This window comes from Mesorhizobium sp. WSM4806 (assembly GCF_055811635.1).
Genome location: NZ_JBVVQZ010000002.1, coordinates 104055 through 127316, shown reverse-complemented (window position 1 = coordinate 127316; position 23262 = coordinate 104055). Strand labels below are relative to the sequence as shown.

At 59.9% G+C, this 23262-nt stretch carries 25 protein-coding genes; 20 read left to right on the top strand and 5 right to left on the bottom strand.

Annotation, left to right across the window (positions count from 1 at the left end; genetic code table 11):
* Positions 1 to 8 precede the first annotated feature (8 nt).
* The 3 genes from AC0L2M_RS03285 (at position 9) to AC0L2M_RS03275 (ending at position 4149) form a co-directional block, all read left to right on the top strand.
* Positions 9 to 2255: a xanthine dehydrogenase family protein molybdopterin-binding subunit gene (locus tag AC0L2M_RS03285; protein ID WP_473534024.1), complete on the top strand. Its 2247-nt coding sequence runs from the start codon at positions 9 to 11 to the stop codon at positions 2253 to 2255.
* A gap of 229 nt (positions 2256 to 2484) precedes the next feature.
* Positions 2485 to 3378: a LysR family transcriptional regulator gene (locus AC0L2M_RS03280; RefSeq protein ID WP_473534023.1), complete on the top strand. Its 894-nt coding sequence runs from the start codon at positions 2485 to 2487 to the stop codon at positions 3376 to 3378.
* A 111-nt stretch (positions 3379 to 3489) separates the two neighbouring features.
* Positions 3490 to 4149 carry an SDR family oxidoreductase gene (locus AC0L2M_RS03275; protein WP_473534022.1) on the top strand — a complete coding sequence of 220 codons (660 nt, stop codon included), beginning with the start codon at positions 3490 to 3492 and terminating at the stop codon, positions 4147 to 4149.
* Between the two features lie 288 nt (positions 4150 to 4437).
* On the opposite strand, the gene AC0L2M_RS03270 is transcribed toward AC0L2M_RS03275, so the two are convergent.
* Complete coding sequence (locus AC0L2M_RS03270) at positions 4438 to 4815, bottom strand: hypothetical protein (protein ID WP_473534021.1); 378 nt, start codon at positions 4813 to 4815, stop codon at positions 4438 to 4440.
* A 13-nt stretch (positions 4816 to 4828) separates the two neighbouring features.
* On the opposite strand from AC0L2M_RS03270, the gene AC0L2M_RS03265 reads away from it, so the two are divergent.
* The 4 genes from AC0L2M_RS03265 (at position 4829) to AC0L2M_RS03250 (ending at position 6706) form a co-directional block, all read left to right on the top strand.
* Complete coding sequence (locus AC0L2M_RS03265; protein WP_287285440.1) at positions 4829 to 5131, top strand: DUF6471 domain-containing protein; 303 nt, start codon at positions 4829 to 4831, stop codon at positions 5129 to 5131.
* A 186-nt stretch (positions 5132 to 5317) separates the two neighbouring features.
* Positions 5318 to 5614, top strand: coding sequence for a hypothetical protein (locus AC0L2M_RS03260; RefSeq protein WP_473497669.1), 297 nt, complete (start codon positions 5318 to 5320; stop codon positions 5612 to 5614).
* Positions 5615 to 5718: 104 nt separating this feature from the next.
* Entirely contained in the window at positions 5719 to 5886 is a 168-nt protein-coding gene (locus AC0L2M_RS03255; protein WP_473534020.1) for a hypothetical protein, read from the top strand.
* Positions 5887 to 6412: 526 nt separating this feature from the next.
* A complete protein-coding gene (locus AC0L2M_RS03250) occupies positions 6413 to 6706 on the top strand; it encodes a hypothetical protein (protein WP_128246820.1) in 294 nt (97 codons plus the stop codon).
* 748 nt (positions 6707 to 7454) lie between these two features.
* On the opposite strand, the gene AC0L2M_RS03245 is transcribed toward AC0L2M_RS03250, so the two are convergent.
* Together AC0L2M_RS03245 and AC0L2M_RS03240 are read right to left on the bottom strand one after the other, a co-directional pair.
* Complete coding sequence (locus AC0L2M_RS03245; RefSeq protein WP_473534019.1) at positions 7455 to 7898, bottom strand: hypothetical protein; 444 nt, start codon at positions 7896 to 7898, stop codon at positions 7455 to 7457.
* Between the two features lie 98 nt (positions 7899 to 7996).
* Complete coding sequence (locus tag AC0L2M_RS03240) at positions 7997 to 8197, bottom strand: hypothetical protein (protein ID WP_128170874.1); 201 nt, start codon at positions 8195 to 8197, stop codon at positions 7997 to 7999.
* A 1539-nt stretch (positions 8198 to 9736) separates the two neighbouring features.
* Between AC0L2M_RS03240 and AC0L2M_RS03235 the strand changes: the two genes are divergently transcribed.
* From AC0L2M_RS03235 to AC0L2M_RS03200, 8 genes are all read left to right on the top strand, one after another.
* Positions 9737 to 11119, top strand: a complete 1383-nt coding sequence (locus AC0L2M_RS03235) for a tyrosine-type recombinase/integrase (RefSeq protein ID WP_473534018.1) — start codon at positions 9737 to 9739, stop codon at positions 11117 to 11119.
* Positions 11119 to 11679 carry a hypothetical protein gene (locus AC0L2M_RS03230; protein WP_473534017.1) on the top strand — a complete coding sequence of 187 codons (561 nt, stop codon included), beginning with the start codon at positions 11119 to 11121 and terminating at the stop codon, positions 11677 to 11679. Before AC0L2M_RS03235 ends, AC0L2M_RS03230 begins: the two co-directional genes overlap by 1 nt.
* A gap of 76 nt (positions 11680 to 11755) precedes the next feature.
* Positions 11756 to 11995 (top strand): helix-turn-helix transcriptional regulator, encoded by a 240-nt coding sequence (locus AC0L2M_RS03225; protein ID WP_473534016.1) that lies wholly within the window; start codon positions 11756 to 11758, stop codon positions 11993 to 11995.
* Between the two features lie 131 nt (positions 11996 to 12126).
* Complete coding sequence (locus tag AC0L2M_RS03220) at positions 12127 to 12546, top strand: hypothetical protein (protein ID WP_473534015.1); 420 nt, start codon at positions 12127 to 12129, stop codon at positions 12544 to 12546.
* The gene (locus tag AC0L2M_RS03215) at positions 12543 to 13607 is read left to right on the top strand and encodes a PriCT-2 domain-containing protein (RefSeq protein WP_473534014.1); all 1065 of its coding nucleotides are present in this window, start codon (positions 12543 to 12545) and stop codon (positions 13605 to 13607) included. The genes AC0L2M_RS03220 and AC0L2M_RS03215 overlap by 4 nt, the downstream gene beginning before the upstream one ends.
* Positions 13604 to 15325 carry a primase-helicase family protein gene (locus AC0L2M_RS03210; protein ID WP_473534013.1) on the top strand — a complete coding sequence of 574 codons (1722 nt, stop codon included), beginning with the start codon at positions 13604 to 13606 and terminating at the stop codon, positions 15323 to 15325. Before AC0L2M_RS03215 ends, AC0L2M_RS03210 begins: the two co-directional genes overlap by 4 nt.
* Before the next feature lie 253 nt (positions 15326 to 15578).
* A complete protein-coding gene (locus AC0L2M_RS03205) occupies positions 15579 to 15824 on the top strand; it encodes a hypothetical protein (protein ID WP_473534012.1) in 246 nt (81 codons plus the stop codon).
* Between the two features lie 362 nt (positions 15825 to 16186).
* Positions 16187 to 16696 carry a helix-turn-helix domain-containing protein gene (locus AC0L2M_RS03200; RefSeq protein ID WP_473534273.1) on the top strand — a complete coding sequence of 170 codons (510 nt, stop codon included), beginning with the start codon at positions 16187 to 16189 and terminating at the stop codon, positions 16694 to 16696.
* Between the two features lie 16 nt (positions 16697 to 16712).
* Here the strand turns inward: AC0L2M_RS03200 and AC0L2M_RS03195 are convergent, their stop codons facing one another.
* Positions 16713 to 17447 carry a hypothetical protein gene (locus AC0L2M_RS03195; RefSeq protein ID WP_473534011.1) on the bottom strand — a complete coding sequence of 245 codons (735 nt, stop codon included), beginning with the start codon at positions 17445 to 17447 and terminating at the stop codon, positions 16713 to 16715.
* A gap of 361 nt (positions 17448 to 17808) precedes the next feature.
* On the opposite strand from AC0L2M_RS03195, the gene AC0L2M_RS03190 reads away from it, so the two are divergent.
* Positions 17809 to 18219: a hypothetical protein gene (locus AC0L2M_RS03190; RefSeq protein ID WP_473534010.1), complete on the top strand. Its 411-nt coding sequence runs from the start codon at positions 17809 to 17811 to the stop codon at positions 18217 to 18219.
* Between the two features lie 135 nt (positions 18220 to 18354).
* Positions 18355 to 18807 (top strand): helix-turn-helix domain-containing protein, encoded by a 453-nt coding sequence (locus AC0L2M_RS03185; protein WP_473534009.1) that lies wholly within the window; start codon positions 18355 to 18357, stop codon positions 18805 to 18807.
* Positions 18808 to 18909: 102 nt separating this feature from the next.
* Here the strand turns inward: AC0L2M_RS03185 and AC0L2M_RS03180 are convergent, their stop codons facing one another.
* Positions 18910 to 19323: a hypothetical protein gene (locus AC0L2M_RS03180; RefSeq protein WP_473534008.1), complete on the bottom strand. Its 414-nt coding sequence runs from the start codon at positions 19321 to 19323 to the stop codon at positions 18910 to 18912.
* 507 nt (positions 19324 to 19830) lie between these two features.
* On the opposite strand from AC0L2M_RS03180, the gene AC0L2M_RS03175 reads away from it, so the two are divergent.
* From AC0L2M_RS03175 to hxsC, 3 genes are all read left to right on the top strand, one after another.
* Positions 19831 to 20061, top strand: coding sequence for a hypothetical protein (locus AC0L2M_RS03175; protein WP_473534007.1), 231 nt, complete (start codon positions 19831 to 19833; stop codon positions 20059 to 20061).
* Between the two features lie 91 nt (positions 20062 to 20152).
* Complete coding sequence (gene hxsB / locus AC0L2M_RS03170; RefSeq protein ID WP_473534272.1) at positions 20153 to 21511, top strand: His-Xaa-Ser system radical SAM maturase HxsB; 1359 nt, start codon at positions 20153 to 20155, stop codon at positions 21509 to 21511.
* A 2-nt stretch (positions 21512 to 21513) separates the two neighbouring features.
* Positions 21514 to 22677: a His-Xaa-Ser system radical SAM maturase HxsC gene (hxsC, locus tag AC0L2M_RS03165; RefSeq protein ID WP_473534006.1), complete on the top strand. Its 1164-nt coding sequence runs from the start codon at positions 21514 to 21516 to the stop codon at positions 22675 to 22677.
* The last annotated feature ends 585 nt before the right edge of the window (positions 22678 to 23262 follow it).

The window sequence follows — 23262 nt, the reverse complement described above, 5'->3', positions numbered from 1 at the left end:
AGACGCATATGTTCCCCAACATGGATCACAAAGAGCTGCCGCGTGCGCTGCAACACATCCTGGAACGGGGCCGTTCAACGACGGTCCAGGCGATGCCACGCCGCAGCTTTCTCAAGCTGACGGGGACCCTCGGCCTGGCTGTCGGCATTTTCCCTGATTTGGCAGTCGCGCAGTCGTCCGAGGCCGATGAGGCGGCAGCCAGTCTGAAGCCGACCGAGCAGCCCTCTGCATTTGTCCACATCGCGCCCAATGGAGAGGTTACGGTCACAATCAACCGGCTGGAGTTCGGTCAAGGCGTCCAAACGGCATTGCCCATGATCCTTGCCGAAGAACTCGATGCGGACTGGAACCTGGTGCGCAGCCAACTCGGCACCAATGACATGGCCTATGTCGATCCGCTCTTCGGCATGCACCTTACCGGCGGTTCGAACACAATCAAGAACAGCTTTACGCAATATCGCGAGCTGGGTGCTCGTGTTCGCGCCATGCTGCTGGCGGCCGCGGCGACCCGCTGGAACGTGGAGGCGTCCACTCTGCGAACCGAGGCCGGCGCGGTTCTGGCCTCCGATGGCCGCAAGCTCGGTTATGGAGAACTTGCCGAAGCGGCCATGGCCTTGCCAGTGCCGCAGAAGATTGCGCTGAAGGATCCCAAGGATTTCCGCATCATCGGCCAGCCCACCCGGCGTTTGGACGCTCAAGCCAAGAGCAGCGGCCAACAGAGTTTTGGCATCGACTTCAAGCTGCCGGGACAATTGACGGCCGTGGTGGCTCGTCCTCCGGTCTTCGGAGCCAGGATAGCCACCCTGGACGACAGCGCAGCCCGCGCCGTCAAGGGCGTGAGGGCCGTCCTGCGCGTGCCGCTGGATCGCGGTGCCGAGGGCGTGGCCGTCGTGGCCGACGGATATTGGCAGGCGTCTCAGGGCCGCGATGCCCTTAAGGTGGAGTGGGACACATCTGCCGTCGAAAAGGTCGATAGCGAACGGCAACTCGCGCACTATCGCGAGATGGCCAGTCGGCCCGGCCCGCGCCAGTTCGATTCAGACATGGTGCCATTGGAAACGGCGCCGCTGAAGCTGGAAGCTGAGTTCGTGTTCCCGTATCTCGCCCACGCGGCGATGGAACCGCTGAACTGCACGGTACGGCTTGCCGATGATCGTGCCGAGATCTGGATGGGAAGCCAAAGTGCCGGACCCGATGCCGCCGCTGCCGCGGCCGCGCTCGGCCTCAAGCCGGAACAGGTCGTGCTTAACGTGCAGATGTCGGGCGGCGGCTTCGGTCGGCGCTTTTCCAGCACCTCCGACACCGTGGTCGAGGCCTGCGAAATAGCCAGGGCCGCCAGGTCGGCGGGGCTGAATGCACCGATCCGTACGCTTTGGAGCCGCGAGGACGATATGAGGGGCGGCTACTACCGTCCACTGCACCTGCACCGCGCCCGCATCGGCTTTGACAATCAAGGCAAGGTGCTGGCCTGGGATCACAGCATCGTCGGCCAGTCGATACTTACCGGAACCGTGTTCGAGCAGTTCATGGTGAAGAACGGCATCGACGCCGCCACGACGGAGGGCATGCGGGCTCCCTATCCGCTTCCAATGCGGCTGACGGTGCATCATCCCAAGGACAACGTGCCGGTTCTGTGGTGGCGCAGCGTCGGCTCCACCCATACGGCTTATGTGATGGAGACCTTGCTCGACGATATAGCGCGTGCAACCGACCAAGACCCTGTAGCCTACCGCATGCAGCTCTTCGGCGATCAGCACATCCGCCATCGTGACGCATTGCAGCTGGCCGTCGACAAGAGCGGGTACGGCAAGACGCAATTGTCCGAGGGGCGGGCCTGGGGTGTGGCGGTGCACGAGTCCTTCAGCTCAGTGGTCGCTTACGTAGTGGAAGCCTCTGTTGCCGATGGACAGCCTAAACTGCATCGGGTCACGGCCGGGGTTCACTGCAATCTGGCCGTCAACCCTCTGACCGTGGAGGCGCAGGTACAGGGCGCGGCGATCATGGGCTTGTCGATGTGCTTGGCAGGCTCTGCAATAACGCTCAAGGACGGCGTCGTCGAGCAGGGCAACTTCAGTGACTATACGGTGGCGCGCATCACGGACGTGCCGGAATTCGACATCCACATCGTCCCTAGCGCCGAACCGCCCACGGGCATGGGCGAGCCCGGCTTACCACCATTGGCGCCGGCATTTGCCAACGCAATAGCACGGCTCACGGGAAAACCGCTGCGTCAATTGCCGTTCAATCTGAAGTAGCCGTTTTTACGCCAGACCGCTTCTGCTCGCTGCTTGCTGTTCCGGCAGCGAGCAAGGCAGATAACGCCTTGTCGGCGCTCGGCTGCCATCGGGGCGTTCGGAATCCGCGCAGTACCAGGCAGTCCTGATGCTGACTCGTGCCGTCGGGGCGCGCGGAGCATAAATATGACGAGACAGGTATGCTGATTATCTGCCATAATCCTCATGGATACAGAAATGAGGTTTATAGGTGAGAAAAGGCGACTTCAGCGAATGGGCTGTGTTTATCGCGGTTGCCGAGGAGGGGAGTTTTACACGCGCGGCCGCGAAGCTCGGCCTCTCCCAATCCGCGCTCAGCTATGCGGTGCGCATGCTCGAACAACGGATCAGTGTGCGGTTGATCTCGCGAACGACGCGCAGCCTGTCGCTGACCGAGGCAGGCGAAAGGCTGCTTATCAGCCTGCGGCCGGCATTCGACCATATCGACAGTGAAATTGCTGCGCTCACCGCGCTTCGCGACAAGCCTGCAGGCACGATTCGCATCACCACGTTCCGGCATGCCGCCCAAACTGTCCTGTGGCCCGTATTGTCGAAACTGCTGCAGAATTATCCCGACATCATGGTTGAGGTCCATGTCGATGAAGGTCTCACCGACATTGTCGCAGAGCGCTTCGACGCCGGTATCCGCATGGGTGAACAGGTGCAAAAGGACATGGTTGCGGTCCGGATCAGCCCAGACGTCAGGATGGCAGTCGTGGGATCCCCGGCCTACTTTGCCAATCATCCCGCCCCGCAGACACCCCGCGACTTGAGCGAACACCGATGCGCAAGCTATCGCCAGAACACCGGGGGCGGCCTTTATGCCTGGGAGTTCGAACAGGACGGTGTCGAACTTGAGGTCCGGGTCAATGGACCGGTTATTTTCAACGACAGCGAGATGCTCTTGCATGCCGCAGTCGATGGCTTGTGTTTGGTGTACACGTTCGAAAACCAGATATCCCAGCATATTGCGGACGGCCGCCTGGTCCGGGTGCTGGAAGACTGGTGCCCGCCATATTCGGGCTACCACCTCTATTATGCAAGCCGGCGGCAGCATACTGCCGCCTTCACGCTTCTGGTCGACGCCCTCCGATACAGGGGGTAAGGGGTGGCCGATCATTTATCAATGTGATTTCTAACTTCATGCCGATTATGCCGTCTAATCGGCCGGCGCGCCATCACCTAACTTCCTGATCATCGAAAACAGGAGTTGGATATGAGCAAAGTCTGGTTCATCACAGGGGCTGGCAGCGGCATCGGCGCCGAAACCGCCAGGGCGGCACTGGGAGCAGGCGATCGGGTGGTCGCCACCGGCCGCAATCCCGACAAGATAAGGAACGCCCTGCGTGGTGTCGCCAGCGACAGACTTGCGGTCGTCCAGTTGGACGTGGCCGATGCAATTCAGGCCAAGGCGGCCGTCGACAAGGCGATGGAGGCGTTCGGCCGCATCGACGTTCTGGTCAACAATGCCGGTTACAGCCTGCTCGGCAATTTCGAAGAGATGACCACCGCTGAATTCGATGGGCTGATTTCGACCAATCTGCACGGCGTGGTTCACGTCATGCGTGCGGTCATTCCGGTCATGCGCAAGCGGCGCTCAGGACACATTATCAACGTCAGTTCGCTCGCCGGAATCATCGGATTCAAGCATTGCGGAGCCTATAGCGCCGCCAAGTTCGCCGTCGAAGGCCTTTCGCAGTCGGTGGCTCAGGAAGTCGCTCAATTCGGCATCATTGTCACAGCCGTCGCGCCGGGCTTTTTCCGCACCGACCTCCTCGACGATCAGAAGGCCAGGCAGCAGCACCATCGACGACTATGCTGCAGAAGGCAGCGCCAAAGCCATGTGGTCCGGCTACAACGGCAAGCAGCAGGGTGACCCCGCCAAACTTGGCGACGCCCTTGTGAAAATCGCCGGCATGGACAATCCGCCCAAGCAGTTTCTGGCCGGTAGCGACGCCGTTACGGCGACAAGGGCAAGCGCAACACGAACAACATCACCTGGACCAATCTGACAGAGCACGGCGAGGACACCCAGGGCAGCCATACGAGAAGTTGGGGCTGGGATCATCCGACTGTGCTGCAGAGCAACCGTGTGGTCAGTTTTACCAGCAGCAGCAGCAGCGCGCTCGTTTCGATGCTCCTGCAATCGTACCCGAAGTACTAGTCAGGGTGGCTCGCCGACCAGCCATTGCAATGGGCCGATTTCGTGGCGAAGGACTGCCTTCGGCGTAGCTAGCCCAAAGGTCTTGTCGATCACAATCACGGTGCAGGATGTCTTGTTGGTGATCGCTGAGCACCCGCGCTGGGTAAAGGATGACTTCGTCGCAACCATGTATTCGGCAAACAGCTTTGCGCAAGCCGTGACGACCTTCTTCTGAGGCAGATAACGCACGGCCAACTGGCCGGTATAGGCGTGATCGAAGCGGGCGGGCGGGTTCCACTCGGCATCGTTCTTCCCGGCCATGGCCAATGAGGGGCTGAGGAAAAGAGCCACAAGGAGGAAAAATCGCCGAGACATATCACATCCGATGATGTTGCACATCGGATGTGGGATCTTGAATCAGCAGATGCAAGGGGGTACATCATCATTTGCGGTGTTTTTCGCAGGAGAAATGATGATGTCCGACGATGTTTCCCCCACCGCGTTCTATGAGGAAAAAGCAAAAAACATTCTGAAGGGCGAGCTGAAACGCCGGGGCATAACCTATGCGCTGCTCGCCGAGAAATTGAATGAACGAGGGGCGCACGAGAGCGAGCGCAATCTGGCCAACAAGATAAGCCGGGGCAGCTTCACCGCCGCGTTTTTCATGATGTGCATGGAAGTGATCGGCGTCCGGCAAATCAGCCTAGAAGTTTAGGACAGGCCCAACGGGCCATGCTCTTCATCGGCGTCGCACTGCTTGTCTGGGTGGCTGGTTGAGGGTTGGTTGTGTCGTTCCCCGACAGCCGCCTTTCCTTACCACGCCGTTGAGGTGGCCGGATCTGGTCAAAATTTCACATTAGAAACTTGGAACATAAGTGAGGCAGAGAACATTGGTGACGCCATGGACAAGAACGATGGCGACAATCTTCCTGAGGGGTTTCCGGGCAACCTGCCCGAGGATCCAGTGATCCTAGCCGATATCACGAAAAGAATTTCGAGAGAGATCGACGGTAAAATTGGGCCGGACGGTTTGGCGGTCACGGAGGCCAGGCGGGATCGCAATCTGGTTGAGGAATGGGAAGAAGCTGACCCCGCCATCGACAGCCAGCCGCCCGTGGTTCCGTTGTTTCTGGTTCTGTATGCGCTCTTTATGTTGGGCTTGGCAGGGTACGCCCTCGCTAGTTGGTATCTTCCATAGCGCGCTTTGAGTTTCCGTTGCGCCAGCCTCTGGCAATAAGCCGATGTCACGCGCTTGGGAACAAGCGCTAGATAGCGAAGTTACCAACGTAAGGAGTTTCTCCTATGGCTGACGAACAGGACAGAACGCCGAACAACCCTGAAGTCGTCGTTCGACGCTTGGTCACAGAAACCGGCATTACTGAAGAACAGGCCCGAGAGCTTATCTTTTTCCTCGGGCTCCATTGGGCATCGCTGCTCCGGGAAGCAAAGGCCCTCGCTGCCAAGCGGTAGGCGGGCTTTTCCACCAACTTCCGAATAGACTCTTCTGCCCGATCTCGTACAATAAACCGTCGCCTGCTTTCGAACGGCACAGGGGCGATTGAAAGTGTCGATCGCTTTCGCCCTAACGCAAAAGGGAGTTGGCCCGATGCCTTTCACAGGAATAGCTGACCCGGAACAGCTCAGCATTCTTCGCCAAGCTTTGGACGAGTATTGCCTCACTCGTGGGATTTCGGACGAGCAAGGCCGTGACGACGCCGCGTGGCTAGTCATGTTGCTATTTAGAAATGGCGCGAACAGCCTGGAGGCACTCAGGGCAGGGCTGGGGTCCGAAGAGCGTCGCCGAGCTTAGGCGTCACGGATTTTCGCTGTCGCGGCGCTCTAGCCTTGCGACGGTCTCAATGATTGCCTTCGCAAGTGCTTCGCCCTCGTGGATAGGGCGTATTACAAGTTTTAGGCGCAGTGCTTTCTTCGCTCGGCAGCCACCATCTTGCTCAGCAACTTGGAACATAAGTGAGGCAGAAACATTGTTGGCGCCATGGACAAGAACGATGGCGACAATCTTCCTGAGTGGTTTCCGGGCAACCTGCCCGAGGATCCAGTGATCCTAGCCGATATCACGAAAAGAATTTCGAGAGAGATCGAGGGTAAAATCGGGCCGGACGGTTTCGCGGTCACGGAGGCGTGGCGGGATCGCAATCTGGTTGAGGAATGGGAAGAAGCTGACGCCGTCCTAGACAGCCAGCCGCCCGTGCTTCCGTTCCTGGTTCTGTATGTGCTCTCAATGCTGGGCTTGGCATGGTACGCCCTCGCTGGCAGGTATTTTCTATAGCGCCTGAGTTTCCGTTACGCACGGCGAAGGTGTTCACGTCGCAGCCCGAGCTTTGAGTAGCGAGAGCGAGAGTCAATGGGCGGCCCAGCAGTCAGTTGGAGTTGGGCGGGTGGCCGCTGGGCCTGACCGGCGAGGGGGCGTCTGCGGGACGGTCGCCGGCTACTTCTACGATAGGCGGCTAAATGCATCATTTGTAATTTAGTAAAATGGTCACGTTCCGTTCCCCTGGCTGTCAAATCGGATGAGCCTAGAGTCAATTTGGTGCCTAAAAGAGTGAGTGCCGGCGCTGGCACAAGGGGCCGCCAGGACGCGCGAGGTGCTTCGGCGGTGTAGGACAGCGGCCAGCGGGAACGCACGCTGGCGAGGCTCTGTACGGCACGGAAAAACCACGGCGCCCGTGGGCCTGTCCCACAGTGGGTCATTTGCTGCTGGCGCCGCAATTGCATGGTCAGCATCGGGGCGAGTGGGGGCCCCGCCGCTTCGCAAATGGAGCGGCGGGGCTTTTTGCATTTCAGCCATCACCGCAAGTTCGAGCGGCCCGACAGCCACTATTGGGGGTGATCAACAGCCGGCCGCCGGGCCTAACCAGCAAACGGGGTAGGTTCGCCGGCTGGGAAGACTGTAGGCCGCTCAAGCATCGCTGCTAACTTAGCAAGACGGCTGTGTTCGGCTCCTCTAGCCCTCAAATCGGATGAGCCTAGACTCGGTTCCATGAGTGGGTGTCGGGCAGGCTTGTTCAACGCTTTAGTCAGAACGCGCATTTCTTGTATTTAAAGGCACCAACCATCGCATCAAAGCGCTCAAAGTGGGTTGCGTCGATGATGCGGAATGACCATGAAAAGTTCCGGGATACAACAGCGTCCGCACAGGTTAATAGGGCAGAGAAGCGGTCGTTCTCCTCGTTGACTTGCGAGATCGTGCAGGCGCCCCCAACCGGGCCCTTTCCCTTGTTGCCGGTAATGATGAAACCGTGCTCGGACGCATAGGTACGGTCCTTGAAGCGGACTTTCCCCTGGATCTTCTCGAACACCCTCGTGCAGTCGGTGCGTTCCCCGACCCATACGCCTTGCAAAACCTCAAGAGCATCGGCCCATGCTACGGATGCGCTAGCGGCGAGAAGTGCCGATCCCAGGAGCAGTGCTGCCTTCGAACGATTGGACTGCCATCTCAGTGCTGCTATGACGAGGTGCATCAGGAATCTCCAAAGCCGTTTCAGTTGATGCCCCTCCAACCGCAAAAGCGGAAGTCACTAGAAAGCTTTTACCGGCAGAATGTTGAACGACTAGGCCACTAGCTTTGGTTCGATGCAAGCTTCCTCCGAATTGCGCTAATGGCATTGACGATCGCCTCCGCTGCCTGGCGGTCAAGCGCAACATCCAGGCGGCCTTCTGTCGTCTGGATTGAGAGGATTCCGAGATTGCCGATCTTGTCCGTGACCGTTCCGACATGAATCTCTGTCGGCACATAAGGCGGCTTTTCCATAGGACCCATCGCTTACCTCCTGGTAGCGGTGTGCTGCTGGAGATCTCTCCTTTGACAACTCCCAAGGGCAGCATCGCGCCGATCTGGCGCAAAGGCAAGCCAGAGCAATCCGCATAAAGGGTTATCGCATAAAAGTGTAGTTTCAAGTGCAAGGGCGCGCTGACGATTTCCGCGTTATTTCTTCCTCAACCTCACCCCGGCGCCGCCGCTGTTCTCGGGGATGAACTCGACCCCGGCGGATTCGAGGGCTGCCTGAAGGTCAAGCAGAGTGCGGTCATACGGCGCCCGCTGCCTCACGGTGGCGGGTTATTTGACCAAGGCGGGGTGTCTTTAGAATTTTCGTTGCGGTCTAGTGTCGATCGACCGGGCGATCTTGTTCAATTCCTCCAAGTCCTCGCGGGAAGGTACCGGCGGAGGATCCCCCGGCTTCCACCCTTTCATTCGCAGTTGCATTTGGTCCCACATTGGCTGGAGCAACTGGTTCAGCGGGAAGCCTTTTGAAATTGCTGGCAACAAGCCAGCGTTGTTACTCCGCTGGCCGTTGGCATCGTAGGCAATGTGCGCACCTCCGCCTCCGGCGAATTTCCATGCGCAAACTGCCTCAGGCCCGACAGTTGCGGACTCTTTCGCGCTGATCTCTCGGTTGATGTGGTTAAACCACGCGCAAAGACGATCCGCAGCAACTTCTTTCGTGCGAGCCTTGGCAGACTGCCTCGCCATCATCTGTATAATTGCGTGCGGCGGGAAATGTTGGGCACCGCTCCCACGAGCGAGCGCAATTGTCTACTCGGTCGCCGAGGTTGAAATTCATCACCCGAAACCTGGTGTGGCCTCCGGTGTCCACCGGCGAGTTCTTGTCTTTGACCCGCATTCGCATTTCATCTCGCGATGTGATCGCGTGCAACCTGGGTTTCCCGTCCACGAAGCCCGCGTAGCCGAAAGTGTGGCCAGCAGCATGGCTATCCAAACGTTGCTCCTCAGCAGCAGCAGCAATCTCCAACAAGGTCTGATTTAATGTCCGGTTGGCACCACGCAAAACGCGCTCGATCCACTCACTGACCTCGAACGGCTTTCGGCCCGACCTGGCGCCAGCGCCAGCGTAAGTGATGAACCTTGACCGTCGGACGTCTCAAGGCTGCACAGCTTGGTAGCTAGAAGGCCATGCGCGTCGGGCGCACCGCTTAAGCGCCGGTCAGCTGCGACGAACGCCAATCGTCGAGTGACGAAAGCAAACGCGAAAGTCACTTGTTGCCTCAGATGTAGCCCGGAATGTAGCCCAGAGCGAGTTGCCTGCGAAATTGCAGAGTTCAGATTGGTATCTAAGTGCTTGAAAATGTTGGCTCCCCGGGCCGGATTCGAACCAGCGACCAACCGGTTAACAGCCGTGATTTGTGCCCGCACACCGTAGCACATACCGGTTCGCCGTAGCACATAAAATCCAACCATCTCTTGTATTTAAGTCAATGCCGTGCAACATTCCAGCACATGGCAACAAGCAGTAGCGCCCAAATTTTGTTGCCATAGCGTTGCCACGAGAGGACAACCGGTATGGAAAAGCGCAGCTATAAAACCGACCGCGAAGTGAAGGCGCTGAAGCCTATCGGCAAGTGGTACGATGTGAAGGACGAGCAGACCCGCAACCTGATCGTCCGCGTCGGGCCGGAAAACGGCAAGGGCGAGTTTCGCCGCACGTTTTGCCTGGTGACGCGGTTTCCCGGCAGCAGCAATCCGGTTCGCCACGCCTTCGGTGAATACAAGGACAACGGAAGCGGCGACCTGACACTGGAGCAGGCGCGCGCCTTGGCCGACGAGTGGCGGGGCAAGATCCGCAATGGCATCGATCCCCGCGAGGAGATGCGGCAGGCAGCGGAAGCGAAGCGGAAGGCCACCCAGGACGCCACCCAGGAGGTCGAGAGGGCCAATCAGAACGCCTTCGGCGTCGTTGTGGAGAAATACATCAAGACCCTGAAAGGCCAGCGCCGCGGCGAGGTCGCCGAATACGAAATCCGCAAAGAGCTTATCCCAGTCTGGAAAGACAAGATGGTGAGCGACATCACGCGCTTTGACGTGAAGGAACTTGTCAAGGCCATTGTCGAGCGTGCGCCGGCCGGCGCACATGCGCGGAACGTGCTCGGTCATATTAAAGCGTTTTTCAATTGGGCGATCGACGATGGCGACACCCGCACCGGCAACAAATACGGACTTGAATTCTCGCCGGCCGAGAGCGTGAAGCCGAAGAAACTGACCGGCAAGAAGAAGCCGCGCTTACGCGTCCTGACTGATGACGAACTGGTCGCCTTCTGGCGCGCGACCGGGCGCCTGGCCTATCCCTATGGGCCGCTGTTCCGATTCCTACTGCTGACCGGCGTCCGAAAGAACGAAGCGGCGGAGGCGCGATGGAGCGAGATCGACCTTGCCAAAAGGCTCTGGACCGTTCCTCCGGAGCGCTTCAAGTCGGACGTGCCGCATCTGGTCCACCTCAGCGACGACGCGGTCGCGCTGCTGGAAAGCCTGCCGCGCTTCACCGGCAAGAATACCGGCGACCATATCTTCTCGACCACGTTCGGCACGAAACCATCATCTTCGCTTGGCAAGCCGCAGGAGCGCCAGCGCAAGCACGTCGCCAACATCCTGAAGGCGATGGCGAGGAGGCGCGCCGCGCCGATCAGCGGCGCGGTCGATTTCCACAATCACGATCTGAAGCGCACCGTGCGGACCCGGCTTTCCTCGTTGAAAGTGCCGAGCAATGTCGCCGAAATGGTCGCCGGCCACGGCAAGAAGGGCCTTGAACGCACATACGATCAATACGAATTCGCCGACGAAATGCGCGAGGCGCTGGACAAGTGGTCGCGCAAGCTGCGGGAGATCGTGTCGCCGGCGCCGAACCCGCCAGTATCGGGCAACGTGACGCCAATCCGGACGCGCGCCTAATGGACGCGCTGCTCCCCCGCTTCGACAAGGACGCGCGCCTAGTTGCGGACGACAGCCTCCTGTGGCGGCACGCGCTTATGCCCGAGGAAGACCCCGAGGTGCTGGACGCCTACGCGCGCGGGTTGTGGCAGCAATGGCAGGCGCTCGTAGGAAAGGGCGGGGTGCCAGTGAAGGGGTACTCGAAAGAGACAGTCAAGGCGGCTGTCGTATGGCTGACAGGGGCGTACGTCGACGCTGAGGTGCCAGTCCCCTATGAGTTGTCAAGGCTGGTCGACGCGATCGCTTTCCTCAAGAGAGGCGCCAGCAAGCCGCCCTACCATTCCACCAGCGAGAAGGCCTACCGGGCCGCCGTCAAGTTCGAAGCGACATATCCCGCGAGCGCTCCAGCGCCGCGATACAGGGTCGCCCAGCACCTGTGCGATACCGGCCTGCTGCTGAGCAAGGATAATAATAATCCGCAGAAGTCCGCCGAGGCCACTGTGCGGGATTGGCGGGGGTCTCGACACTACCAAGAGAGCGTCGAGCTATACCGTCGGATGGAGTGGAAAGCCAAAACGTAATTCCACTCCAAGACGCCGTGCGCGGCGTCTGATTTCCTGCCACGTATCAGCAACGCCAACGACACGGGGCACGGAAATGAAACTCATCCCGCACGCAGCACTGAAGCCTGAGAAGGGCATTCCCTACAGCGCCGAACACCTTCGACGGATGGAAGCGGCGGGCATGTTTCCCAAGCGGATGCCGGGCCGGCGCATATGGGTCGAAGCGGAGATCGACGAATGGCTCGAGGCCTGGGCCGCACGCCGCCAGGACGACCAATTGGCACAGCACACGCAGCCCAACCGTGGTGGCTTCCTCAAAGGACGAGCCGCCTAAACGAAACCCGGCCAGTCGCGAGGACCGGCCGGGGCAAGGGGTGTTTACCGACGAGGGCTGATAACTCATAGGTAAATTTTCCTATCCTCGCTGTCAAGACCCTCGCGACGGCCTAACCATAGGCCAGTCGAATGCTCGATAAGATCACATACCGGCTCGACAACGCGGGCGGGCTAAATCGTGCGCAACGCCGCGCACTTCTGCGCAACGCGCCAAAAGTCGATGAAATCACAGAGGCCGATCGTCGCTACTTCGAACGCTTCCCGCACCGGCAGCACCGTCTGCGTCCGGCGAGCCTGGCGGAAGTCTCAGATTACGAAACGATGGCACGAGGCCTTAAGCCGGTGCCACCCGGGTATCGGTACCATGTCGTTATCAGGAACGTCGTGCCGGGCATCAGGCTGCGGGTCTATCTGCTCTGGCCGGCAAGTGCGGAAACCGAGATATCCGAAGATTTGGCGCGCCAAGTCTTTGAGGCCCATGCGTCGGAAGATATCCGGCGTTTGGCTGATGTGGCCCGTGACGTGGTGGAAAAAAGGGTGCGGCTATGAGCAGCGGCTTCTTCCAGACGCACGGACCACGCCTTGCCGAGCTCGGTTACGATCCGGTGCCGATCAAGGCGGGGACGAAGCACCCTGCCGCAAAAGGTTGGCAGAATACGGACTACGGCGCTCTCCTCGAAACACCGCAAGGGCGCCGCATCTTCAGCGGCTACGGCGTCGGGGTGAAGACCAAGTCCGCATCTGCCGTAGACGCTGACAGTCCGTCAGAATGGCTGATCGAGAAGGTCTATGGCTGGTGCGTCGACAACATCGGACCGACGATCGCGCGCATCGGGCAACCGCCGAGAGAGCTGCTCGTCTACAGGACCGAGACGCCCTTCAGGAAGCTGAAGTCCGACACGTTCGTCTCGCCGGACGGCAACGAGCACAAGGTCGAGCTGCTCGGCGACGGGCAGCAATTCGTCGCATACGCGATCCATCCCGGCACGGGCAAGCCCTACTACTGGCCGGACCAGGAACTGGTCGACACGGCAAAGTCGGCCCTGTCGCTCATCACCCAGGATCACGGGTTTGCGCTCCTCGATTACGTCAACCGCAGCTGTACTGCCGCAGGCTGGGCTAAGAAAGTGGTTCGGCAGCAGTCTGCCGTGCGCCGGTCGGCGGCCGATCCGCAAGCGCCGCTGCCGCTCCTGGCGGCAGCCATGGCTGTCATGTCGATCTACCCGGAGACCTACGATCGATGGATCGCGATCGGCGCGGGGCTTTACCACGCCACCGACGGCAGCGCTGAAGGGTTAGCGCTCTGGGATACGTGGTCGATGCAATCCGACACTTACGAGGGCGGAAACTGCCACAGCAAATGGGACACATTCAGGTCCGGGCAAGGCGCCGGTGCGGGCACGGTGTTCTACTGGGCTGAGAAGTCCAGCCCCGGCTGGCGCGAGCGGCCCGACATCGCGGCCATGTTCAGGGCGTCCCGGGCGGCGCCGGCCAACGACATCATAGCGAGGAAGCTTCTGGAGCTATCGCAGAAGCCAAGCATTCGCGACCGTATCGAACAGGAATGGCGACGGCGCGACGCTGCCAGACAGCAAGGAACAGTTAAGTGACCGACGAAACCAACAATCAATCGCGCCGCGAAGAGAAGATCGAACGGGAGCTCGAGCGGCTCGCGGGGCTTGACCTTGAGGAGTACGGCTCGGAGCGAAAGCCGAGCGCCGCCAAGATGAATATACCGGTTGGCATGCTTGATGATGCGGTCAAGGCCAAGAGGAAAGAGCTAGGCAGCGCCGGGGCCGACGACAGCATCCCGGACATAAACGAGCTGGCGGCGCGGCTGCGCGCGCTGAAGCCAGACGCGGAAGACGACGAGCACCTTGTCATAAACCCGGATGATGAAGGCCGCGACGTCGTCGCGAAGCTGCTGCACCTATACGCGCTGTATCCGACGGTTAGCGGGGCGCGTGTCGTGCCGATCCACCGCAGGGCGGCACTGTCGATGGTCACGCTAAAAGCGTTCGAAGAGGCGATGGCCAAGCATTCGTTCATGGCGTTCGTCGACGGGAAGCTGCAGCTGGTTAACCCGGTCGCGTGGTGGAAGAAGTCTAAAACGCTGCATACGGTGGACGGCGTGCAGATGCGCCCCGACAAAGAGCGACCGCTGTACGACGACGGGGAGAGGACATTCGTCAACAGCTACAACCCACCCATTCACGACGCCGAAGGCGGCTCAGCGGCGATCGGGCTGGAGTTCATGAGGCAGCTCGTGCCGGACGATGAAGAGCGGTTCTGGTTCATGCAGTGGCTGTCGTACAAGTACCTGCACCCTTACGAACGCGGTCCAGGCGTGGTGATGGTGGCGCGGGACAGTTACGGCACCGGCCGTGGCATGCTCAACAGGTTCGTAAGCCGGATATTCGGTGCGCAGTATGTGAGCGAGATATCGCACGCCACGTTGATGGGGAAAGACGGACAGGCGCATTTCAACGAATGGCTGTCTGACAATTTGATGGTCATCGTCAACGAAAGCTCAGAAGTGGAAACCGGCAGCACCAGGTACAGGGCCAAGGTGAACGCCTACGAGCGCCTGAAAGAGCTCGTCAACCCCGGCGAGGGCAACGCGGCCCGCATCGCGCACAAGTACGGGCTCATTGGTAAAGAGATGGTGTTCGCGTCGTTCATCATCGCCACCAACCACGCCGACGCCTTCCCCATCCCTGAGAACGACCGCAGGTTCTACGTCATCACCAACGGCGAGCCGCGCGGCGATGCGTTCTGGAAAAAGGTATCGGCGTGGATGAGCAACCCGGCCAATGTGGCGGCCTTCGTGGACGCGCTGCTGAAGTTCAGCGAGTTCGAGTTCTCGCCGCACGAAGTGCCGCCGATGACAGTGGGCAAGCAAGCCATGTCCGACATGTCCAAGAGCGACCTGGACCGCGGGCTGGAGTATGCGCTCGCCGATATGAAGCATGAGGTCATGACGATCTCGCAGGTTATCGATGCGATGGAGACGGCGCGTAAAACCTACGTCCTGAGCTACCCCTCCGACGGCCCTTCCGGCAGCTGGAAGCACACCGCCAAGAATATGGCGGAACGAAAGCTCCTCCGCGTCGGGATACGCAACCGCGTCAACTGGCTGATCACGGTAGAACAAAGGGGGGAGAAGCTGAAGCTGCCTGTTTACACCAGGACGAACGAACTTCGGAAGAAATGGGAGGCGAGGGCGGGGCTGCGTGAAGCGGTGCTTTCGGAGGGCAAGGCGACGGAACCGCATGACCCAAAAGACAACGTCGCCGACTTTCAAAGCGCCCGTAGCAAGCGAAAATAACTCAATACCTCAGCAGTACCTTAGGAAAATGGCGTCTGAGTTATGGAAAAAACGCATGTATATCAAAAACATAAGACCTAAAATAACTCAATACCTCATAATTTTCGGTTTCTTTTGTGTGAGGGAAAAAAGAACACCCCCCTTTTTTCCTATTCAGTCTTTAGGGGCGGGTTTGAGTGATGCATTGAGTTATCGCCCTGCTCTACGGCGGCGACGATCGCCCCCTGCCAAAACCACCTAAGAGGGCCACGAGATGACACCCGAAGAACTCGAAGAGCTAGAGCGTAAGGCGGCCATCGACGCCATCCGGTTCGCAACGGCCATGACCGACGACAGCATCATCGACTTCGAAGCTCGCCGCCGTGAGCTCAGGCGCCGGAAGCGTCTTTACGCCACAGACGAGCATGGCGAAGTCAAACCGCGCATCACACCCGCGCCAGCCGCGCGCTACCCGGCGCCTGCAAAGCCTAAGGCCAAGGCCGAGCGAAACTGCCGCTGACGTTATAAGGGAGCGCCAAGTCGTGAGCAACTTCATCAACCTTGAAAGTACCGCGCGCTCTTGCGCCCCCCCCGGCGGCAAACCCCCGAAAGCGCCGCTCGACGATGGCGATCAGCCGCCGCCACCGCCACGGGCGCTTGAAGGAGACTGACAAGATGGCCACGCCAAAAAATGATGATGAGCTACAGAGGCTGTTCGACGAAGTGAGATCTCTGCTCCGGCACCAGCCGGCCCCGTCAAGCCAGCTCCCGATCCCGCAGAAGCTCGCCAGCGCGCGGAGCTCGAACGGCTTTGGGCCGAAGTGGTAGAGCTGCTTGGGAACCGCAATCGCCAGATCTGAAACGTAAAATTTGTCTATACATATGCGACAGCCCCTAAAGAAGCGGAAGCCCCACCTGACAGCGTCCCGCTTGGCCGCGGCCACGGAGCTCGCCGAGCAGGGCGGATCTCTCAGTGAAATCGCTGATCAGGTTAACTGCACCGTCCGTACGCTGAGCCGCTGGCGGCTAGAATACCCCGACTTCAAGGCCGCGTTAGATCGCGGCCGTGCTCTACGCGCGGCGGGTCAGACCCCTTGGCAGCTGGAACGAGCGGCTGACGCGCAGGGAGAGCGCGACCGCCTTGCCGCCGCCAAGGCAGCCGGCGAGGCAGCGTTCCGCGAGGCAGCCCTAGAACTGAAGCAGCTGCTAGCGTCCGCTGCGCCGCCGCTCTCCGGTACTCCCGCCCCACCTGACGCGCCTGGCAGCCCCGCCAGCCGCCTTTCCGAGCGCCGCGCCGTGCGCCAGGCGCCGGCTGAACCCGAAGAGCCGCAAGGGTGGCAGGGTGGCGACGGCGAGCCGGTGCCTCTCGACGACCCGCGTTCCGAATGGTGACGCGGAGAAGACCCCTTCAAAGAGCGCCGACTGCAGACCCCGCAACCATAGCCGATCCCCTTTCGGTTGAACCGATCGACAGCACGCCTTCGAGCGCGTCCAACGCCCGGTCCCATACGTCAGCCGAGCCCGCCCGGTGCGCCTGGAAGGCTGCGCTCGCCGCAGCCTCCGCGCATGTCGTGTAGGGCGTGATCGAACTTGCTCCCTTCAGGAGATCGTCTTGATGATTGGCGAACCACATGGCGGCGCCCGCCGCACTCCCGGCATGGTGGACCGCGAGCGCTGCGGGTGTGAGCGTATCATCCGTTTCCTTCCTGGCGACCCCACGCCGCACGGTGTCCGCAATGGCCCGAGCGCTCCGCAACGTCTCTGCGTTCTGCAGTACCCGCGCAAATCGTCGATAGCCCTGGGCACGGAGTGCGGCCGGGGCGAAAACGCGGATTGTCTGCCAGGCGAAGTAATCATGCCGCTCCTGCTCCTGCTCGTGGTGATTGGCAACGGTGCCGATCAGACGCGGCAGATAGGGCAGCAGCTTGTGCCGGACATCGTCCGGCATGTTGTCGTTGACGCTGCGCACGAAAGCGCTGACGAGTTCGCAGGTACACCGCGGTCGATCTGTGTGCGGGCCACCATCGAGGAAGGCCACCAATTCCATGGCACACATGCCCTCGTTGGGAGAGGAGTGTTTGCCAGGAGACAGGTGAAATTCACTCGCCAGGCTGGTCAGCGTCTTTTCGGTCAGGGTCGCCATGTGGTGCCTCCTCCTTGGCGTTACCGCCGTGCTGGCCCTCATGGGCCATAGGATGTGCTTGTTACCGCTGCAGTCCGACCGATGAGACCACCCAAAGGCAAGAGTGAAAGTTCGAACAACTGCCGCTTCAGCAGAAAACATTTCCGGGGCTTCCAGTCGTGCAAAGTCCCCAGGCGGAGCGACCCTCCGCCTCGAAAACCTAGAATAACCGGTTGCATACCGTTTTTGACATTCACGTGGAACCCTTGAAATGTAAGACTTTGAGCTAGATATAGGTTTAGCAATTTCAGTTGTGGCAACGCTGTGGCAACAAAGCGCATGTTTCGAACCCGTCTCGGGAATGATTTTGGAGCTTTAAACCATGCCCGCCTCAAGCGCCCTGGCAGCACAGCACCAGCCGACAGTTACGAAGCCAGAGGCTCAATTTCGCGTGACCACGGGCGCCCAGCTTTTCCTCGACCGGATCGATGGTCGATCTGCCTTGGCAAGGCGCTACCGTGACGTGCTCGCCCAGCTGATCGCCGCGATCGGCGGCACCCCCACCGACGCCCAGGCGATGCTATGCCGCCGCGCGGCTACGCTGTCGGTTTGGTGTGAGCATGAAAGCGATCTGGCCCGCGGCCGTCAGATCGATGTCGCAACCTACAACACGTCCACCAACACGCTCCGACGCCTGCTCCAGGAGTTGGGGCTGGGCACGCCCCGCATTCGCGCGCAGCCCGCCAATCGGCCAAACGGCACCATAGCCGGTTATCTCGTAGAAAGGATCTGAAAAATGGCTGGGATACCCGCTGCCGATAGGCGACGGAAGCCGCAGAACGGTCTACCGGAGGTGCCCGGTTACGGCTTGATCCCTAAGCGACAGCGGAAACGCGGTGATCCGCTAGGCGAGCACTGGCTCGAGATCATGACCGAAGCGCGCGAGCTCGGGCTTAGCGGCGCCACTGACTTCGAGGTAGCGCAGCATTTTGGCGTTCCCACGCCGACGATCAGCAACTGGAAGCGCCGCCACCCCGAATTCGCGGCGGCCTTGCGCTCGGGCAAGGACATTGCCGACGGTCTCGTCGAGGCTTCGTTGTATCACAAGGCGCGCGGCTACTCCTACGAGAGCGAAAAGATCCTTGTCGTCGACGGCAAAGTGGAGCGCGTCCCAACGATCGAGCATGTGCCGCCCGACACCACGGCCATGATCTTCTGGCTCAAGAACCGTCAACGCGAGAACTGGACCGACACGCAGCGCACGGAAATCTCTGGCCAGATCGATACGCAGACCGACGTCCGCGCCCTCGCTCTAGCCCTACTCGCCACCGTCCGGGAAGGCCTAGGCCGGGAAGGCCTGGGCGCCCCTAATCGAACATGAGGAGACCGACGATGAATGACCATCGCAGAGCTTTGCTCGATGCCCTAGGTTGAAGTCGTGCAGCGCGCGGGCGAGCTCGCGCGCGTCGGCCTTCTGGTCGGCCTAGCCAGAGTTGGCCGACGCGTTGCGCATGGCATCCACAGTGGCAGCGGCAACGGCGCTGATGTCGCCGTTGTTGAGCTGAAGAAAGCCGACGTGAGCATGGCCGTCAGGACGCTTGAGATCGCTGCCGCGCTCGCGCGCCAAGACCACGACCGCGAACAGGATACGAGCTGAGCGGCAGGCCGATGCCGAGGAGCGAAACCTCGCGCGGCTTACAAGCCGGGCGGATTCGTGCTGAACGGCGGCGATCTGTGGGCTGGATCGCGACGACGGCGTGGCGTGCGATTGATGAAAACAGCACAGCGCTCCAAACCCAGCAAGGGCGCGGCACGTGTGATGCACAAGGTTCTGATTGGAGCCGCGCCAACAACTCGTTAACGAATGAACTTCAAACTTATCGTGTTTGTTGAGCATCGACTGTCAACGTAGTTGTATTTGGGAAGTATCTGAGATATCAGAATTGTGAGGCCTATGGGGGGCTCTCCGAGAACCAAAAAGTGCAATGAGGCGGGACAGCTTAGTTCCGGTGCCTCTTGCGTCTGTCATGCTATAGGAGGGGTTCAATGTCAAAACGCAGTTTTCTTTCACCAGTCGCTCTGTCGGCGACAATATTAATGGGCACTCAGCTGCAGCCGGCCCTGGCTGTTGCGACTGCATCTCAAGTCGAGCCACGTGCGGACAACAACAGACTCATTGATGCTGACGGCTTTGGAGTGGTCCTGGATCGCTCGCAGGGCCGAGAGATTCAGATGGCCTATCACACAAGCCATTCCAGCCATTCCAGCCACGGATCACACTGCTCCGGATATTCGTACTGCTAAGTTCATGCAAGCAGAGCACCCCGAACTTGTTGCGTCCGCGACTGAGTCGTTTGATCTGTCAGTCTTTTCTCTGGACTGCATCAAGCGGGCAGCATACCGGATGACGGCCAAAGCCTCCGTCGACATTTCGACGGAGGCCGGGAACGTCGTCTGTGTCCTCCACTTCACCAAGCCCGTCACTCGGGAACAGGCTGCGAAGGCCGTGGAGGGATTGCGGCTGGAGGTGCTGGATCAGGACCTGCGGTTGGTTGTTGCCGCCGAGACAGCCACGCTCCGCAACACCATTCTCGCACTGGCATTCTCTCGCTCGGGTCTGCAATCCGTTGACTAAATTCTCGCCGCTGTCGGAGTTCCAGACAACTGAGGGCGGCCGCTATCAGCTGGCGCCGTTCCGCTTTTCGCCGTTCGACGACGAGCGATACGTGATCACTAACCAGGCCGGGGAATATTTGGTGCAGCCTCGGTCGGTCGTCGCCTCCTTGGTCAGGCACGAGTTAAAACCGTCCGATCCTGCCTACGCCCGGCTGCGTAGTAAGCATTTCCTGTTTGACTCGTCATCGACCATTGGACCAGTCATGCTGGCGACGAAGGTTCGCACCAAAGCAATGCGCCTGGCGAACTTCACCGCGTTGCATATCATGGTCATGTCGCTAAGGTGCGAGCATTCCTGCCCCTACTGCCAAGTGTCCAGGCAGAGCGAAGACCGCTCGGCCTTCGACATGACCGAATTGACGGCGGACAAGGCGCTTGGGCTCATCTTCCAGTCTCCGAGCCCAGCGATCAAGATCGAGTTCCAGGGCGGCGAGCCGTTGCTTAATTTCGAACTGATCAGATTCGTCGTGGAAAAGGCCGAGTTGATTAATGAAGTCGAGAAGAGGTCGCTGCAGTTCGTAATAACTACAAATCTGGCGGTGATCACGGACGAGATATTAGCGTACTGCAAACGACACGATATACTTATTTCGACTTCGTTGGATGGTCCCGCCATACTTCACAACGCAAATCGGCCGAGGCCGGGCAAGAATAGTTACGAACTCGCCGTCGAGGGGATCCACCGGGCCCGGGCGGTGCTCGGCCACGAGCGCGTCAGCGCATTGATGACGACGACCAAAGCCAGCCTCGGCATGGGTCGCGAGATCGTAGACGAATACGTGAGGATGCAGTTCCCCGGTATATTCCTTCGCCCGCTATCTCCCTACGGCTTCGCTGTGAAGACCAAGTGGTATGCGTCCTACGACACCGAGAGCTGGGTCGATTTTTACTTTGACGGCCTCGAATACATTATCGAGCTCAATCGCAAGGGGACGCCGTTCGTAGAATTTTATGCCTCGACCATCCTAACCAAGATGCTCACCCCTTTCGAGCCGGGCTACGTCGACCTCATGAGTCCGGCGGGGATTGGGATCTCTGCGGTCGTCTACAATTACGACGGCGACGTCTACGCGTCGGACGAGGCGCGGATGTTGGCTGAGATGGGCGACAAGAGCTTCCGCCTCGGCAATGTGCATCGAAACACCTATGCCGAGATATTCACGTCCGACGCGCTGCTCGATCCGATCGAACAGTCTTTCGCCGGTTCGGCGCCCATGTGCTCGGAATGCGCGTTCGAACCTTTTTGCGGCTCCGAGCCGGTGTTCCACAAGGCGACACAGGGCGACTTTGTGGGCCTAAAGACGCGGTCATCCTTCTGCTACCGCAACATGGCGATCTTCAAGCGGCTGATCGGGCTGATGGAAGAGGATCCGTCGATCCGCGAACTTTTTATGGGCTGGACGCGTTAGCGATGCTCGCCCTTAGCGGATTTGCGACCTGGACCAACGTGGACGGCGGCTCGCCAAAGGCTCTGCTGCGCCTCTCGACCGACTCAGTTGTCGACGCCAGCGATCGCCAACACGACGCATATCTTTTTCGCGGCGGCCCTGTCAGCCCGAACTACGAATGGGTGGTCACGTTCGAACGCTTCAGGGCTGACGTCGAAGCAGCGCGGACGAGCGGTAAGTTCATAGTGCTGCCCAACCACTTCGAGTACCTCGCCAGGGGCGACGTCATCCGATTCGTTCCGGGTCGAAAGGCGGTCCGGGTCCTGTTTCGAGCGTCGGCCAATGCCAACTATTTTCTCACGACCGAACGCTGCAACCACTACTGTCTGATGTGTTCACAGCCGCCAAAAGACGTCGATGACGCCTGGCTAGCGGATGAGATCTGCGAGGCTATCCCGCTTCTGCCGACTGACACGCCGTTTCTCGGCATCACGGGCGGCGAACCGACCATGATCGGGGAACCGTTCTTCCATATCCTGTCGAAGGCCAGAGATCACCTGCCAAATACGCCGGTTCATATCCTTTCGAATGGCCGAAGCTTCAGCGACACGGCATTCGCCCGCCGTTACGCTCAGATCGGTCACGGCGCCCTCTCAGTCGGGATTCCGCTCTACGCCGCCGATCCGGAGGTTCACGACTATGTCGTGCAGTCGAAGGGGGCCTTCGACGAGACCGTTGCCGGGATCATGAATCTCAAGTCACTCGGCCAAGAAGTCGAGATCCGAGTTGTGGTGCACAAGCAGACCTATAAGGGGCTGACTGATCTGTCGGAGTTCATCTTCCGGAACCTGACCTTTGTCGACCACGTCACCTTCATGGGGCTAGAGATAACCGGCTTTACGCGGGCGAACATGGACAGTCTGTGGATCGACCCGCATGACTACAGGTCGGAGTTGAGGAACGCGGTCCGCTATCTCGCCGCGGCTCGAATGAACGTCTCGGTCTACAACCATCAGCTCTGTGTCCTTGACGGATCGATCCATGCCTTCGCAAAGCAGTCGATCAGCGACTGGAAGAATGAATATGTTGCTGAGTGTGAGGTTTGCACGAAAAAGGACGAGTGCGGCGGCTTCTTCGCTTCGAGCAAAATCGCAAGAAGCGCCCACATCTCGCCATTTCTGAGTTAATGCTGAGGCGCTCGCGCTTAGTCGTGAAGCAGGACTCCCCGCGTCGTTAATGTCCGCGTCCCTTCGGGGCGACAATCGCATGGGCGACAGCTTACTGGGCGCTGGCGGGCGTCGCCATGTCGCCTCCTTGCCGCCGGCAGAGTTGCCGTTGCTAAATTGGCACAAAGTAACAGCGACGGCCAAGCGCACTGGCGAGGGCCGCCCCGGCGGTTTGTGGGCGGCGGGGCGGGGGGTGGCTTGTGGGACCCACATCTACCCCCCGCCAGCGAACGCAGCGGCGAGTCGAGATGAATGTCGGCCGTATGTACGAATCGAAATACCATTGGGTCTCCGGCGACGAACATAAGCGGTGTTGGCCACGACTCGATAGGCGAATTTTATCGCAGACTTGGTTGACTATCGGGACATCAAAGTGGCTGGCGACAGCGGCTCCGGTGCGCCGCGGCTGGGCAACGCCGACGACGTCGATGAGGCCAGTGTGGAACGGCCGCTTCCTAAGCCACATCATTCCGCAAGTTGACGGGGCGCTTTCGGCACCAATGGCCGCCGGGCGGCAAACGCCGCGAATCGGCGGTAGGAAGTGAC

What these genes read in the sequence shown, in the direction of transcription:
- AC0L2M_RS03285 (WP_473534024.1), top strand. Translation starts at nt 9, where the DNA reads ATGTTCCCCAACATGGATCACAAAGAGCTGCCGCGTGCGCTGCAACAC.
- AC0L2M_RS03275 (WP_473534022.1), top strand. Translation starts at nt 3,490, where the DNA reads ATGAGCAAAGTCTGGTTCATCACAGGGGCTGGCAGCGGCATCGGCGCC.
- AC0L2M_RS03270 (WP_473534021.1), bottom strand. Translation starts at nt 4,815, where the DNA reads ATGTGCAACATCATCGGATGTGATATGTCTCGGCGATTTTTCCTCCTT.
- AC0L2M_RS03260 (WP_473497669.1), top strand. Translation starts at nt 5,318, where the DNA reads ATGGACAAGAACGATGGCGACAATCTTCCTGAGGGGTTTCCGGGCAAC.
- AC0L2M_RS03255 (WP_473534020.1), top strand. Translation starts at nt 5,719, where the DNA reads ATGGCTGACGAACAGGACAGAACGCCGAACAACCCTGAAGTCGTCGTT.
- AC0L2M_RS03250 (WP_128246820.1), top strand. Translation starts at nt 6,413, where the DNA reads ATGGACAAGAACGATGGCGACAATCTTCCTGAGTGGTTTCCGGGCAAC.
- AC0L2M_RS03245 (WP_473534019.1), bottom strand. Translation starts at nt 7,898, where the DNA reads ATGCACCTCGTCATAGCAGCACTGAGATGGCAGTCCAATCGTTCGAAG.
- AC0L2M_RS03240 (WP_128170874.1), bottom strand. Translation starts at nt 8,197, where the DNA reads ATGGGTCCTATGGAAAAGCCGCCTTATGTGCCGACAGAGATTCATGTC.
- AC0L2M_RS03235 (WP_473534018.1), top strand. Translation starts at nt 9,737, where the DNA reads ATGGAAAAGCGCAGCTATAAAACCGACCGCGAAGTGAAGGCGCTGAAG.
- AC0L2M_RS03230 (WP_473534017.1), top strand. Translation starts at nt 11,119, where the DNA reads ATGGACGCGCTGCTCCCCCGCTTCGACAAGGACGCGCGCCTAGTTGCG.
- AC0L2M_RS03225 (WP_473534016.1), top strand. Translation starts at nt 11,756, where the DNA reads ATGAAACTCATCCCGCACGCAGCACTGAAGCCTGAGAAGGGCATTCCC.
- AC0L2M_RS03220 (WP_473534015.1), top strand. Translation starts at nt 12,127, where the DNA reads ATGCTCGATAAGATCACATACCGGCTCGACAACGCGGGCGGGCTAAAT.
- AC0L2M_RS03215 (WP_473534014.1), top strand. Translation starts at nt 12,543, where the DNA reads ATGAGCAGCGGCTTCTTCCAGACGCACGGACCACGCCTTGCCGAGCTC.
- AC0L2M_RS03205 (WP_473534012.1), top strand. Translation starts at nt 15,579, where the DNA reads ATGACACCCGAAGAACTCGAAGAGCTAGAGCGTAAGGCGGCCATCGAC.
- AC0L2M_RS03200 (WP_473534273.1), top strand. Translation starts at nt 16,187, where the DNA reads ATGCGACAGCCCCTAAAGAAGCGGAAGCCCCACCTGACAGCGTCCCGC.
- AC0L2M_RS03195 (WP_473534011.1), bottom strand. Translation starts at nt 17,447, where the DNA reads ATGGCGACCCTGACCGAAAAGACGCTGACCAGCCTGGCGAGTGAATTT.
- AC0L2M_RS03190 (WP_473534010.1), top strand. Translation starts at nt 17,809, where the DNA reads ATGCCCGCCTCAAGCGCCCTGGCAGCACAGCACCAGCCGACAGTTACG.
- AC0L2M_RS03185 (WP_473534009.1), top strand. Translation starts at nt 18,355, where the DNA reads ATGACCGAAGCGCGCGAGCTCGGGCTTAGCGGCGCCACTGACTTCGAG.
- AC0L2M_RS03180 (WP_473534008.1), bottom strand. Translation starts at nt 19,323, where the DNA reads ATGCTCAACAAACACGATAAGTTTGAAGTTCATTCGTTAACGAGTTGT.
- AC0L2M_RS03175 (WP_473534007.1), top strand. Translation starts at nt 19,831, where the DNA reads ATGACGGCCAAAGCCTCCGTCGACATTTCGACGGAGGCCGGGAACGTC.
- hxsC (WP_473534006.1), top strand. Translation starts at nt 21,514, where the DNA reads ATGCTCGCCCTTAGCGGATTTGCGACCTGGACCAACGTGGACGGCGGC.